The sequence below is a fragment of the Fluviicola sp. genome (assembly GCF_039596355.1).
Taxonomy (GTDB): Bacteria; Bacteroidota; Bacteroidia; order Flavobacteriales_D; family Crocinitomicaceae; genus Fluviicola.
The window spans coordinates 23,024-36,977 of sequence record NZ_JBCNJW010000016.1 but is presented as its reverse complement, the minus strand read 5'-3'; the positions used below and the strand labels follow the sequence as shown (position 1 = coordinate 36,977).

The window sequence follows — 13,954 nt, the reverse complement described above, 5'->3', positions numbered from 1 at the left end:
TTTCTATGTGGTTCACGAAGATGAGTGCTTATTTTGTATTTTTGTCAGTAACATATGGAAGAATCATTCGACTATAGATCAGAGGCATCGAATCCGGAGAAGGAATACGACAAAGTCCTGCGCCCGAAATTATTGAATGATTTCGCCGGTCAGCCGCAGGTTGTTGAAAACCTCGAAATTTTCGTCAAAGCAGCGGTGCAGCGCGATGAACCCCTGGATCACGTATTATTGCATGGTCCGCCGGGATTGGGAAAAACGACTCTCGCAAACATCATTGCAAACGAATTGAATGTCGGGTTTAAGGTCACAAGTGGTCCTGTTTTAGACAAACCGGGTGATTTGGCCGGGTTGCTGACCAACCTGAGCAAAGGAGATGTCCTCTTCATCGACGAGATTCACCGTTTAAGCCCGGTAGTGGAGGAATACCTCTATTCGGCGATGGAAGATTACTGTATCGATATCCTGATCGATTCCGGGGCGAATGCACGCACGGTTCAGATCAGTTTGAATCCATTTACCCTGATTGGTGCCACCACGCGCTCAGGATTGCTTACAGCGCCTCTGAGAGCACGTTTCGGGATCAATTCCCGCCTGGAGTACTACAACGTCGAAACACTCGCTTCCATCATCGAGCGATCGGCAGAGTTGCTGGATATTCCGATCCAGGAGCAGGCCGCATTTGAGATTTCGCGGAGAAGCCGCGGAACGCCCCGTATTGCCAATGCCATTTTGCGCCGCGTACGCGATTTTGCACAAGTGAAGGGAGACGGAACAATTACATTGGCTATTACCCAGCACGCACTGGATGCATTGAACGTAGATAAATACGGATTGGATGAAATGGACAACCGGATTTTGAGAACCCTGATCGACAAATTCAAAGGTGGACCTGTCGGGTTGACAACGATTGCCACGGCGATCGGGGAAAATGCCGGAACCCTGGAAGAAGTGTACGAACCCTTTTTAATCCAGGAAGGATTTTTGATGCGGACACCTAGAGGACGAAAAGCTACCGAAAAAGCATTCAAGCACCTCGGGTTCGATATGGGCTGGCAGCAAGGCGGGTTGTTTTAAATCATGCAACAGGATCGTTTAAAGAAACTCATTCGGACAAAAGCTGAAAACCTCGGTTTTCTTTCAGTTGGGTTTTCCAAAGCAGATTTTCTGGCTTCGGAAGAGCCTCGCCTGGCCAATTGGCTGAAAGCCGAAAAGCAGGGAAAGATGTCCTACATGGAAAATCACTTCGATCTGCGCCTCGATCCCCGGAAGCTTGTTCCCGGAGCAAAGACCGTTATTTCGTTAGCATATAATTATTTCCCGCCAAACACCCAGCGGAAAGATACCTTTCAAATTTCCAAATACGCTTACGGCAAAGATTACCACGATGTGGTTAAAGCCAGATTGCGCCAACTCGTTTCCGAACTTCAGGAAGAAATCGGGGATATCGAAGGACGCGTTTTTGTGGACAGCGCACCGATCCTGGAAAAAGCCTGGGCAGAGAAAAGCGGGGTAGGTTGGGTTGGTAAAAACGGAAACCTGATTCAGCCGAAAGCCGGTTCTTTTTTCTTTTTGGCGGAAATCATCTGCGACCTGGAACTGGAACCCGACGGACCGATCAAAGATTACTGCGGTTCCTGTACACGCTGCATCGATGCCTGCCCGACCGAAGCCATCGAAGCACCTTACATCGTCAACGGGTCGAAATGCATTTCCTATGCAACGATCGAACTTCGTGATTCTGACTTACCGGAGTTGTTTCGCGGAAACATGAAAAATTGGGTTTATGGCTGTGACATCTGCCAGGATGTGTGCCCGTGGAACCGGTTTTCCAAACCACACAACGAAACCGATTTCCGGGCGAAAGATGAAATTCTCCATTTTTCCCGCGAAGAATGGCTGGAATTGGATGAGCTTACTTTTCAATCCGTTTTCAAGGGAAGTGCTGTCAAACGTACCAGGTTTAGTGGTTTGAAACGCAATATTTCGTTTGTGAACACAGATACAGGCAAGTCTTTTTCCCGGGAAGATAGTTAGTTCATGTTATTTTAATGATTCGTTAAACCTTTGGTAATAAATGAAATCAAAGGGAAAACTACAACATGAAACAAACGCTTTTACTGTTAGTGCTTATCAGCGCCTCTTTTGGTAGCAATGCTCTTGCACAGGGATTGTACGACCGGTCAACCGTTCAGAAAATCGAGATATTCTTCGGTTTTTCAGACTGGGATGCGCAACTGGATGCCCTTGCCACGACAACAGAAGACTATTTGCTGGCAGATTCCGTCCGGATCAACGGTGTTACCTATGACAGTGTGGGGGTAAAATACAAGGGAAACAGTTCCTACAACCAAAACTACAACAAGAATCCGATTCACATCGAACTGGATTATGTACATGGAAGTTATGATTACGAAGGCTACACAGATATCAAACTCCAGAACGGTTACCAGGATCCTTCCATGATTCGTGAAGTGCTTTCCTACGCGATTTTGGAACAGTACATGGATTGTCCCAAAGCAAACTTCGCCAATGTCTACATCAACGGAACGTTGCGTGGGGTCTACTCCAATGCCGAATCCATCAACAAGAAATTTAACGGCGATCATTACTATACCTCCGACGGTTCGTTCTTCAAGTGTAACCCGGTTGGTGGAGCAGGCCCGGGAAGTAGTGGCAGCCCGGATTTGAAATACCTGGGTACAGACAGTTCCCTCTATGCCAGCGGCTACGAATTGAAGTCGGATTACGGATGGAATGACCTGGTGAATTTGACCAATACACTCAACAACAATTTTTCAGCCATCGAATCCAAATTGGATGTAGACCGTGCGCTTTGGATGCTTGCATACAACAATGTACTGGTGAACCTGGATTCCTATTCCGGGGCATTTCGTCAGAATTATTACGTGTACAAAGACCTCAACGACCGCTTTGTTCCAACCGTATGGGATTTGAACATGAGCTTTGCCGGATTTCCGGGTGGACCGGCACAGGGACAATCCTACACAGCAACAACACTCGACCCTTTTTCGAACAGCACGTCTTCCAATCATCCCCTGATTGTGAAAATGCTTGCTGATCCGACCTATAAGCGCATGTACATGGCGCATCTCAGAACCATTTTGCAAGAGATTTTTGTTTCGGGAGATTACCTCACGACCGCAAATTCCCTGCGCACAACAATCGATGCTTCCGTACAGGCCGATCCGTATAAATTTTATACGTACACACAATTCCAGAATGGATTGACAACTTCGGTAACAAGCGGCGGAGGCCCGGGAGGAGGAACCTCCATCCCCGGAATCCAGCAATTGATGGATGCGCGTGTCACCTATTTTCAGTCCAATTCCGATTATTTGCTGTCGGCGCCGGTTATTACAGCATATGCTACAAGTAACAATGCTCCTGCTTATGGTGAGACAGTCACCATTACAGCTACGTGTTCAAATGAATCGGAAGTATTTCTCGGGTATCGCCTGGAACATCCGCTGCGCTTCAACCGCGTTCAAATGTTTGACGACGGGATGCATCATGACGGCGCTGCCGGAGATCAGGTGTATGGAGTGGATGTCGTTCTCAGCGGTATAACGATGGAGTACTACATCTATGCTCAGAATACGAACGCCGGAGTGTTTAGCCCTGCGCGTGCGGAGCACGAATTTCATGTACTGCATGTGGCTATTCCGCTGCCGGCTTCAGGAGATATCCTGATCAATGAACTGATGGCGGATAATGGGTCAACCGCTTATGATTCGAACGGAGAAAGCGATGATTGGGTGGAATTGTACAATCAGACAGCAACGGCAAAAGATTTATCCGGTTTGTATCTCTCGGATGATGTGACCAACTTGACCAAATGGCAGATTCCGGTCGGAACGGCAATCAATGCGCACGATGTGTTGATTTTCTGGGCCGATAATGACACGGAACAAAGTGGTTTGCACACGAATTTCAAGTTGAGCGCTTCCGGAGAGTCGGTGATTCTTTCGGATGGAACAACGATCTACGACCAGGTAGATTTCGGGTCACAAACGCAAGATATTTCGTATGCCCGTTGTCCTGACGGCGGTACTTTTACGTTCACGAATCCGACCTTTGATGCGTTGAATAATTGTACGCTTGGCCTGGAAAACTTGTTACAGGATCAAATCAGCATTTATCCGAACCCCGGGAACGCGGATTTTACCATACAGGGAGTGGCGAATATGACATTCGTGGTTTATGATTTATCCGGACGCCAGGTTACAAACGGCATGCTGGAAAGTACTTCAACAATCGTGAAAGCGCAAAACTGGCAACCCGGTACATACCTGGTGCGGGTTCAGGACGAATCGGGAAGCCTGGCAACTATTTCGGTGATCAAGTACTAAGTGCGGTTGTTGTTTGAACAATCTGTTTACCGGTTATGAACCGGGAATAGCAAATTGTGACGTGTACATTGCCTGTTCCGACTTTTTGTAGTACATTCCGGTCGCTAAAACGTACTATTATGATTCCTGAAGAAAACGTACAGGAGCCCGTTTCATTGAGTTTAACTCCCTACACCGGGACTTGGACAAAAGCCGAAGCTGCACACTTGTTGAGAAGAACCATGTTCGGCCCAACTTTGAGCCAGATCACAGCCGCAGTGAATAACGGGATGAATGCAACTGTAACACAACTACTGACTATCCCTGGTGTTTCACCTCCATTGGCTTTTCATGCCGACGAAGCCGTGACCCCGATCGGTTCAACCTGGGTAAACGATGTCTATCCTGCCAGCAACGCAGGGCCGACTAATAATGCACGGCTTTTTTCACTGGGAGCCTGGTTCATGCAGCGAATCAATCAGCCAGATGTAAGCATTCGCGAGAAAATGTGTTTGTTCTGGGGAAACCACTTTGGTGTGGATGGAACAAACGAAGCGAAGGCTGTTTACGGAATGCATGAAAAATACCGCCAAAACTGCCTGGGAAATTTCAAGCAGCTGGTGAAAGACATGACGACCGACCCGATGATGCTGCTTTTCCTCAATGGAGCAACAAACAACCTGTATTCCCCGAATGAAAATTACGCCCGTGAATTGCTGGAATTATTTACGGTAGGAAAAGGAGCGCAGGTTGGTCCCGGAGATTATTCCAATTATACTGAGGCCGATGTGGCTGCCGGAGCAAAAATCCTCACGGGTTGGACAGTGTTGGATTTGTATAGTTCCACCGCTTCCCAGCCGTCGAATGTGTTTTATTCGGTGCTGCATGATTCTTCGAGTAAAACACTGAGTTCCTACTTCGGTTCCGCTACCGTGCCGGATGCCGGCGACCTGGAATATGCCAATTACATCGACATCATTTTCAGCCAGCCAAACATGGCGAAATACCTGTGCCGGAAAATTTACCGTTGGTTTGTCAACTACGACCTTACGGCGAATGTTGAAAGTACGGTGATTGCGGATATGGCTGCCACGCTGACTTCAAACAATTTTGAAGTGCTTCCGGTCATCGAGCAATTGCTGAAAAGTGAACATTTCTACGATATTTCGGTACGTGGAGCCATCATTAAAAATCCGCTGGAGGTCCTGTTTTCCATGCTGAATGCTTCTGGTTCCGTTCCCAACTACAGCGTTCCGGTGAATTACGAAATTTACCTGAATGTGTACTACCTGTCGCAAGTGATGGGAATGGAATACCTGCGGGCGCCGAGTGTGGGCGGTTGGACGGCCTATTACCAAACTCCTGCCTTTTCTCGTTTGTGGGCGAATTCGAGCTTATTGAAACTGCGCTTCGATTTGGGGGCTTATATGACCGTTACGAATGGAATTGTGGTCAATGGAAATGCCTTCAAGCTGAATGCGCTGAATTTCCTCGACAACCTGAGTCTGCCGTCCAGTGCACCGCAAGTCATTGACGATATCCTGACAGTCTTCACCTGCAAAGGCGTTTCTTTGGTGGAGAAAACCGTGTTGAAATCCATTTTGACCAACGGCCAGCCGGATTTTGAGTGGACCATCCAATACAACGATTATATTGCCGATCCCGGAAATACCACGGTGAGTACGCCGGTGCGTCAACGGGTGGAGCTGGTGCTATACCGATTATTTCAGTTGCCTGAATTCCAGGTAATGTAAGTGCAGACTCAAATCAGAAATTATGAAAAGAAGAAATTTTGTACAGTCGGTTGCACTTTCATCCATTGGAGCACCACTGATTTTAAAGAACTTTAAATTCGGAGCCGTTACGGAAGATTTATTCAAAACCTCCCGGGCAGCCGAAGACCGTGTTTTGGTCATTATCCGCCTGAACGGGGGAAATGATGGATTGAATACCCTGATTCCATTGGATCAGTATGCCAACCTGACGATTCAGCGCCAGAATATCCTGATCCCGCAAAACCAACTGCTGACGATTACACCGAACAACGCGCTGCACCCGGCAATGACCGGCATGCGGGATCTGTTTACCGAAGGAAAGTTGTCGATTCTCCAGAACGTGGGTTACCCCGAACAAAACCGTTCCCATTTCCGGTCGATGGACATCTGGACTTCCGGGATGCTGGATCCGAATGCAACACGTGGCTGGCTGGGGCGATACCTCGACCAGGAATTCCCGAATTTCCCGGATGCTTATCCGAATACCCAAAACCCGGATCCGTTTGCGATCAGTATGGGATATGAAGTGTCTGCAACCTGTCAGGGACTGGCGGCCAACTTTTCAGTAGCAATCAATAATCCGTTCGATAGTTACAACCTGGTGGAGACCGGTCAGGTGAATGACGGAACCTATTACGGAGCACACATGGAATACCTGTCCACGCTCATCACGCAGGCAAATGCTTACGGAGCGCAGGTCAATGCGGCTGCCAATGCAGGGAATACGCTTTCCACGATGTATGACCCGAATGACGATGTGTCGAAAAACCTGCGCTACATTGCCCAGATGATTTCCGGCGGATTGAAAACAAAAATCTACATCGTCAACGTGAACGGGTTTGATACACACAACGCACAGGTAGTATCGGGTGCTCCTGCAACGGGAGACCATGCAAACTTGTTGTCGCGAATCTCCAAAGCGGTAGCTGCCTTCCAAAACGATTTACATTTATTGGGGATCGAAAGCCGGGTTGCCGGAATGACTTTCTCCGAATTCGGTCGCCAGATTGCATCCAATGCAAGCGACGGAACCGATCACGGAGATGCAGCACCCTTGTTCTTGTTCGGAAGATGTGTCAGTTCTGGCATTATCGGGCCGAATCCGGTTATCTCCAACACGATCGTAGATCAGGCGGGTATTCCGATGCAAATTGATTTCCGCGATGTCTACGCGTCTATTTTGAAAGATTGGTTCGAAGCAGATCCGCAGGAAATCCAGGGAATGTTCGAACAAACGATCAACTTTCTCCCGGTGCTGGATTCATGTAACCTCGGATTGGATGAAAACAAGGAAGCGCTCGACGTATCACTTTTCCCGAATCCATGTGCCGATCAGACAACGCTCAAATTTACCTGTTCGAATGAACGCGTTACAATCCGGGTCTATGACCTGTCAGGAACACTCGTATCGGAAGTCTGCTCGAAAGAATTCCAGCCGGGTGAACACCTGGTTCCGGTTCAGCTCGACGGAAAACCTTCGGGCAATTACATGGTGACGGTTCACAAGAATTCCGGAACGTTTAGCAAGAAATTGATGAAACTGAAGAATATTTAAAAAACGTGATCAAACCTTTGCGCTCTTTACTTCTCAGCGTTTCAAACAAAAAAGAAAAGATGCAAAGAGCCGGGTTGTAACCATTTTGAACGTTCTGCGGAAATCCACGTGATTTGCAAGAACGTATACAAAAAACAAAACCCCGGAGAATATCCGGGGTTTCTTATTTCTTCAGGAACAGGAATTACATTCCCAGGTTTTTCAATTCTTCTTCTGTCATCACAGTGTATCCTTCCGGAACTTTCAAACTGAAGATTTTCTTGTCAACGTTTTCAGTGTACTTCGTTGCAATGAAATGGATGGTCATCCCGTTTTTCTCAGTCGAAAATTCCAGTGGAGCTCCGTCGATTCCTTTTGCAGTGAACTGTTTTTGTCCTGCAAGAACAGCCTTCAAATCTTTGGCAACCCAGATAATGGTTTCTCCGCCATCAGCATCGCGAACGATGGTTTTGGTACATTTGAAACCGATAATGTCTTTTGTCTCGGAAGTTGTTTCTACTTTAGGCTCTTCTTTGTTCTCAGTTGCTTTAGCAGAAATTTTCTTCAATTCGGTAGCCATCTTGTTGCCCATCATTTCCATCAGCATCAATCCCTGGTCAGCTTTGACATCAACGATGGTATTCATTTTCATGAAAGCTCCCATAACCATGTCAACTTTTGATTTTCCGGGCATGAAATAAAGTTCCATCGTAGAACCCTGCATCATTGGGAGCGCAGCAGCCATTTCCGGATTGTCACTGGAAAAATCCATGGAGTAGGAAATCTGTCCCTTGGTTTGTGCTACGGAGGCTCCAACAGTCGCAAGGAATAAAATAGATAATAGTAATTGTCTCATGTGCATATTTTTTATCACTACAAAAATGGCATAAATCTTTCGACTTATGCCACCGTTTATGTATTTCCTGAAATTTAATTTTCTTCGGAAGTTCAACGAATTGAAAAGTTCAATAGTTTGAAACAGAGTCCGTTTGAATACATTGAACCTTTTCTACCCCGTAATCGCCCCGATCAAATCCTTACCGTTCGCATACAGGATCAATCCTAATAAGAGGAAGAAACCGACATATTGTGCGTATTCCATGAACTTCTGTCCCGGAGCTCTTCCCGTAATCATTTCATAAATCAGGAACATCACGTGTCCTCCGTCCAGTGCAGGAATCGGAAGCAGGTTCATAATCGCCAGCATCATAGACAAAAACGCCGTCAGCGTCCAGAAAGCCTGCCAGTTCCAGGTTGCAGGGAACAATTTCCCGATCGAACCGACACCTCCCACCGATTTAGCTCCTTTGGCAGTTGCCACGTATTTAAACTGTGCCACGTTCATGTACATCGTGCGAAGTCCTTTCCCGAACCCGGAAACAAATGCTTCTCCGAACGAATAGTTTTGTGTATACACGGCATTGGTATCCGAACTTGCGTGGAAATCATTCTCGTCGAAATTCACCCCCAGTTTTCCTTCTCCGTTGATCAAAGCTTCTTTCCCGATTTCTTTTCCATCGCTCAGCAAGGTCAGGGAAACTTTCTTCCCTTTGTTGTGATACATTTGCGACTGGAACTCATCGTAGAATGTAATTGTCTGATTGTTCACCTTCAGGATTTGGTCTCCCGGTTTGATCCCGATTCGTCCTGCAGCCAATTTTTTAGAAACGCTGTCTACTTTAGGCATGAAGAAACGGAAGCCGAACGTGTTCTTTTCCGCACCGTTTTCCCAGATTTTATTTCCGATATCTTCCGGAAGGACAATCGTTTCAATTTTTCCGTCCTGGTGCTGTACTTTAAAATGACGTTTGTTGAAGATCAGGATCTCACCACCCAGTTGCTGTAATTCGTCTAATTTTTCGCCGTCAACAGTCAGAATTCTGTCTCCCTGGCGGAAACCGAACTGCTCCATATACGGATTCACAGAAACACCGTTTACCATTTTAGTCTGGTCGATTTTTTCTTCGCCCCAAACAGCCAGTACCATGATGTAAATCACGAAACAAACAATGATGTTGACGATGATCCCGCCCAGCATAATGATCAGGCGCTGCCATGCCGGTTTCGCACGGAACTCCCACGGTTGAACCGGTTGTGCCAGTTGCTCTTTGTCCATAGATTCGTCTACCATTCCGGCAATTTTCACGTAACCTCCCAGTGGAATCCATCCCAATCCCCATTCTGTATCTCCGATTTTCTTCTTAAAGACAGAAAAATACGGGTTGAAGAACAGGTAGAATTTTTCGACTTTCGTATTGAACCATTTAGCAGGCAGATAATGCCCAAACTCATGCAATACGATAAGCAATGAAAGAGATAAAATCAGCTGAGCTGCGCGAACCCAAAAATCCATAGTTTTTATTTAAAGTGGAACAAATATAGTTAATTAGTCAATAGCCATTAGTGATTAGTCAATAGCTGTTAGTAGCAGAGTGAATAATCCGCTAACTTCTTAACTAGTTATTATTGCCTGTTCACTATTGCCTAAATCAAGGTTGTACATTTTTGGTAGAGTACCCGTGGTGTTCAAAGTATTCCACAATGGCTTCCTTCATAAAAGCCTGCTGCTCCGTTTCATTCAGCGGAGGAAGTTCTTTAACAAAATCAAAATGAGGCCAGTTTTCGGGATCTCTTCCTTTGAACGCATAGTACCCGTATGGCTCCAGCAGGGTGCAGACTGCCACGTGCATCAAATCGGTTTTCTCGTGCTTTTTAAATTTTTTATATCCTACTCCCAATTCCTCCACGCCGATCAGGAACAAAACAGCCTGCAGATCCATGCCCGGGCCGAAAGTCGGTTCCAATTGTTTCATGAGGTTTTGGTAACGTAATTCCAATGCGTAATCCATAAATGCAAAATTACGGATTTAGTCTTTCTTAATGGAGAACGGAGCATGTAAAAGTGATAAGACTTCCCTAAAAACAGTTAATTCGTAATTCGGCATTTGCAATTGGGAATTAATGAATGTATCCCGCTTGTCCTTTTTGAATGCGGTCGAACATCCAGTCGTAGCTGTAGACCATGTGTGAATGCACAAAATGTTTATTGGGCCAGCCGGCAGGCGAGAAGATTCTCCCGACATGGGCGGACTGTTGGGCAAGGATTCCATAAACAGCCGTTTGAGGAGCAACACCGTCCTGGTAGCTCAGCGGATCCTGTATTTTTTCTCCCAGGTTGGCGCCGTATTGCCAGGCTTCTTCAAACAAATTCCAATCCATCCCTTTGTAACCGCCGTTTTCAGGAGCAATCAGGTAAATTTTTCCCAGAACCACATGCTCTTTGATGGTTTCGATCAACCCCAGTGTATAGGCATAACCCATGCTGTGACATACCAAATCGATGGTGTCTTTGACGAGGTAGCTTTTCGGAGTGTTTTGAATCTGATTCAGAAACGCTTTTCCTGCGGTGATGCCTTTTTGATAGCGGTAATCAAAACCCGCCGTGTTGCTTTTTTGATTCAGCCGGGAATATTTCCGGGCGGATTTTTTGCCCGGTTTTGCATGGATGGAACGGATGTAGCTCCAGCCGAATTTCAGTTTGGAGTAATGATTGGAAGTCTTTACGGAAAAGCTCCCGTCGAGGTAAAAACTCGTGTCGGGATGCAGACGCTGAATGAACCGGTCGTCGATTTTGAACCAGTAATTGGTGCGGTCGTTCATATAAACTTCATTGCGGCTCTCTTCCTTGTCGAACTTCGGTCCGCGGTAGCCGTTCACAAACACCAGGTAGCGTTTTGCTTCAGGAATCAGGTTACCTGTGAGTTGAGCACTCAACTCTTCGCCTGTAAAAGCAAGCAGGTGCTGGTATACAGGTTTTGTTTTTTCGGGGTGATCATGTTGAAAGAAAGAATAAACCCGGTAGGTACTGTACACAATCGGAATTCCGGGATTTGTTCCGAAATAAATCTCAGAAGCGGCTTGTTTGAAACGTGTGTTCCCGGATTCATCGGCATCAAAATACAGTACGAGCGACATCGGGTAACTGGCCCACTGGCCTTTTCGTTTGATATAGACGACCGTTTGCGGTTTTTCCGGCCAGCTTACGTTGAACCGAAAGGTGTGATGTTGTTTGTGTTTGGTGAAAACCGCCTTGTTTTGCTGGTAGCTCCTTCCGACTGATTCCACTTCATGCATGAAAAGGGAATCGCTGAGTTTACAGGTTTTGGAGGATTTTACCGGATCAATCAGAACTACCCGGTTTAAACTGAAAGGAGTGTAAATGCAGGAAGGGGAGATGCTGCCGTCGTCGTTTTCCTCCCAGAAATAATAATAGACCAGACTGGTTTTGGTTTGAAACCCCGGACGATGGAACGCACTGTCCTGCGCGCTTGTAGCGAACGAGATCAGGCTTAAAACCATAAAAATGATCGTTCTGAGGTTCATTTTGTAAATATATTAACTTTATGATAAGGTAAAATTGAAAAGTGAGAAGTTAAAAAGGAATCGCGACTATTGGAGGCAGGACTTTTCGATGGGGAGAGTCAAGACTTCAAGAACTGTGAGTTGTTGTCTCAACACATTCACACGCTCCATTTTCAGTCCTGACTCTTGCAGTCATGTCTCTCAGCGTCTTGTCTCTCCAGGTCTTAATTCCCCTCATCCACCAGCATCTGTTCAATTTTCCTTCTGATAATTATCGGGACGCATTTTCAATTAAAACTTCTTTGATTATTTTTGCGACAATATAAAACACTTGAAATGGGAAGAGCATTTGAATATCGCAGAGCAGCGAAAGAAAAACGTTGGGGAAAAATGTCCAAATTGTTCCCGAAACTTGGTAAAGCCATTACGATGGCAGCAAAAGAAGGAGGACAGGATCCTGCTACAAATGCCAAGTTGCGGACTGCTATTCAGAATGCCAAGGCAGAGAACATGCCGAAAGACAATATTGAGGCGGCTATCAAAAGAGCCAACCAAAAAGATATTGCTTCTTTCTCCCAGGTAGATTACGAAGGTAAAGGGCCGCACGGAGTATTGGTATACGTGGAGTGTGCAACCGATAACCCTACGCGTACGGTTGCCAATGTGAAATCTTACTTCAATAAAGCCGGTGGTGGAGTTGTTCCGAACGGGCAGCTGGAATTCATGTTCAACAGAAAGTCAGTATTCGAATTGGAAAATACAGGTGCTTTCGATCCGGAGGAACTGGAATTGGAATTGATCGATGCCGGGTGTGAAGAAATTGAGGTAACAGATGACCGAATCTTTATTTACGGAGATTATACAGCTTTCGGAACCATTGGTTCTGCATTGGAAGAGCGTGGCATTGAAGTTCTGAAATCGAATTTGGAGCGTTTCCCGACAACACCGGTTGAATTTACCGAAGAGCAATTGGCCGATATCGAAAAAATGCTGGATAAATTCGACGACGACGACGACGTACAGCAAATTTTTACCAATATGGGGTAATGAAACAGAATGGAATAGAACGGATGGGGCGCAATGTATTGTGCCCCTTTCTTTTTCCGCTTTATCCTGTCGGGTGATCGGGACAGTAACGGAGTAGATTGTCAGGATTGTATCGTTCCCAAACGGATAGCTTCAGCTTCGTGAATAAACAACCCGACGTTTGTATCTTTCTGATCATTCTCCATGATTCCGAATCGGAATTTCCCAATTTTGGAACATGAATTTCCTGGACATCCTGATTCTCATCCCGATTCTTTACGGAGCATACAAAGGCTTCAAGCACGGTTTTATCATTGAATTGTTTACGTTGCTGGCCATCCTGGTGGGTATTTATGTGGGAATTCATTTCTCCGATTACACCGCCAATTGGCTGAAAACTTCCTTTAACTGGGATTCTGAGTACCTGCCGGTTGTTGCTTTCACGCTCACATTCCTCGGAGTGGGAGCCATGATCTACTTCGGTGGAAAAATGGTCGAGAAAATGATCAAAGTGGTTCAACTGTCACCGTTGAATAAGTTTTTAGGAGTAATCTTTGCCACGCTTAAGTCGCTTTACATTGTGAGTGTGCTGTTAGTATTGGTCGAGTCTTACGACGAAAAAAGCAACTTCTTCCCACAGAAAACGAAAGCCAATTCCCTGCTTTATGAACCGGTGAAGAACGTTTCAACGAAAACCGTTCCGGCTCTGGGAGAAAGCACGATCTTCCTGAAAAATGCATTGCATAGCGAAACGGACAGCACCGGGTTGACCGTAGACCAGGTACTGCGTGCTAAAGAGATTGCTGACAGTTTGGGGATTGATGCCGATGATGCAAAACAAATCCTGGAAATTCATCAGAAATATGGCGACAAAGCGCCGGTGGTGAAACCCTGAAAGGGAAAAGAGG

Annotated in this window: 11 protein-coding genes; 7 read left to right on the top strand and 4 right to left on the bottom strand. The window is 46.1% G+C overall.

Annotated elements, in window-relative coordinates; all coding sequences use genetic code 11:
• The first annotated feature begins 54 nt into the window (after positions 1-54).
• The 5 genes from ruvB to ABDV94_RS19360 all read left to right on the top strand — a co-directional run bounded on the left by ruvB (position 55) and on the right by ABDV94_RS19360 (position 7,679).
• The gene (gene ruvB / locus ABDV94_RS19380; RefSeq protein ID WP_343748878.1) at positions 55-1,074 is read left to right on the top strand and encodes a Holliday junction branch migration DNA helicase RuvB; all 1,020 of its coding nucleotides are present in this window, start codon (positions 55-57) and stop codon (positions 1,072-1,074) included.
• A gap of 3 nt (positions 1,075-1,077) precedes the next feature.
• Positions 1,078-2,034 (top strand): tRNA epoxyqueuosine(34) reductase QueG, encoded by a 957-nt coding sequence (gene queG, locus ABDV94_RS19375; protein ID WP_343748877.1) that lies wholly within the window; start codon positions 1,078-1,080, stop codon positions 2,032-2,034.
• Positions 2,035-2,099: 65 nt separating this feature from the next.
• A complete protein-coding gene (locus tag ABDV94_RS19370; RefSeq protein WP_343748876.1) occupies positions 2,100-4,370 on the top strand; it encodes a CotH kinase family protein in 2,271 nt (756 codons plus the stop codon).
• Positions 4,371-4,489: 119 nt separating this feature from the next.
• Complete coding sequence (locus ABDV94_RS19365; RefSeq protein WP_343748875.1) at positions 4,490-6,103, top strand: DUF1800 domain-containing protein; 1,614 nt, start codon at positions 4,490-4,492, stop codon at positions 6,101-6,103.
• A gap of 22 nt (positions 6,104-6,125) precedes the next feature.
• A complete protein-coding gene (locus tag ABDV94_RS19360) occupies positions 6,126-7,679 on the top strand; it encodes a DUF1501 domain-containing protein (protein WP_343748874.1) in 1,554 nt (517 codons plus the stop codon).
• A gap of 184 nt (positions 7,680-7,863) precedes the next feature.
• On the opposite strand, the gene ABDV94_RS19355 is transcribed toward ABDV94_RS19360, so the two are convergent.
• The 4 genes from ABDV94_RS19355 to ABDV94_RS19340 all read right to left on the bottom strand — a co-directional run bounded on the left by ABDV94_RS19355 (position 7,864) and on the right by ABDV94_RS19340 (position 12,041).
• A complete protein-coding gene (locus ABDV94_RS19355) occupies positions 7,864-8,514 on the bottom strand; it encodes a hypothetical protein (protein WP_343748873.1) in 651 nt (216 codons plus the stop codon).
• A 153-nt stretch (positions 8,515-8,667) separates the two neighbouring features.
• Positions 8,668-10,011 carry an RIP metalloprotease RseP gene (gene rseP / locus ABDV94_RS19350; RefSeq protein ID WP_343748872.1) on the bottom strand — a complete coding sequence of 448 codons (1,344 nt, stop codon included), beginning with the start codon at positions 10,009-10,011 and terminating at the stop codon, positions 8,668-8,670.
• 136 nt (positions 10,012-10,147) lie between these two features.
• The gene (locus tag ABDV94_RS19345; RefSeq protein WP_343748871.1) at positions 10,148-10,507 is read right to left on the bottom strand and encodes a hypothetical protein; all 360 of its coding nucleotides are present in this window, start codon (positions 10,505-10,507) and stop codon (positions 10,148-10,150) included.
• A gap of 109 nt (positions 10,508-10,616) precedes the next feature.
• Positions 10,617-12,041, bottom strand: a complete 1,425-nt coding sequence (locus ABDV94_RS19340) for a hypothetical protein (protein ID WP_343748870.1) — start codon at positions 12,039-12,041, stop codon at positions 10,617-10,619.
• 315 nt (positions 12,042-12,356) lie between these two features.
• On the opposite strand from ABDV94_RS19340, the gene ABDV94_RS19335 reads away from it, so the two are divergent.
• Both ABDV94_RS19335 and ABDV94_RS19330 read left to right on the top strand, forming a co-directional pair.
• Entirely contained in the window at positions 12,357-13,067 is a 711-nt protein-coding gene (locus ABDV94_RS19335; protein ID WP_343748869.1) for a YebC/PmpR family DNA-binding transcriptional regulator, read from the top strand.
• Between the two features lie 217 nt (positions 13,068-13,284).
• Positions 13,285-13,941 (top strand): CvpA family protein, encoded by a 657-nt coding sequence (locus ABDV94_RS19330; RefSeq protein WP_343748868.1) that lies wholly within the window; start codon positions 13,285-13,287, stop codon positions 13,939-13,941.
• The last annotated feature ends 13 nt before the right edge of the window (positions 13,942-13,954 follow it).

Coding starts and splice junctions, on each gene's coding strand:
- ruvB (WP_343748878.1), top strand. CDS start 55: ATGGAAGAATCATTCGACTATAGATCAGAGGCATCGAATCCGGAGAAG.
- queG (WP_343748877.1), top strand. CDS start 1,078: ATGCAACAGGATCGTTTAAAGAAACTCATTCGGACAAAAGCTGAAAAC.
- ABDV94_RS19370 (WP_343748876.1), top strand. CDS start 2,100: ATGAAACAAACGCTTTTACTGTTAGTGCTTATCAGCGCCTCTTTTGGT.
- ABDV94_RS19365 (WP_343748875.1), top strand. CDS start 4,490: ATGATTCCTGAAGAAAACGTACAGGAGCCCGTTTCATTGAGTTTAACT.
- ABDV94_RS19360 (WP_343748874.1), top strand. CDS start 6,126: ATGAAAAGAAGAAATTTTGTACAGTCGGTTGCACTTTCATCCATTGGA.
- ABDV94_RS19355 (WP_343748873.1), bottom strand. CDS start 8,514: ATGAGACAATTACTATTATCTATTTTATTCCTTGCGACTGTTGGAGCC.
- rseP (WP_343748872.1), bottom strand. CDS start 10,011: ATGGATTTTTGGGTTCGCGCAGCTCAGCTGATTTTATCTCTTTCATTG.
- ABDV94_RS19345 (WP_343748871.1), bottom strand. CDS start 10,507: ATGGATTACGCATTGGAATTACGTTACCAAAACCTCATGAAACAATTG.
- ABDV94_RS19340 (WP_343748870.1), bottom strand. CDS start 12,041: ATGAACCTCAGAACGATCATTTTTATGGTTTTAAGCCTGATCTCGTTC.
- ABDV94_RS19335 (WP_343748869.1), top strand. CDS start 12,357: ATGGGAAGAGCATTTGAATATCGCAGAGCAGCGAAAGAAAAACGTTGG.
- ABDV94_RS19330 (WP_343748868.1), top strand. CDS start 13,285: ATGAATTTCCTGGACATCCTGATTCTCATCCCGATTCTTTACGGAGCA.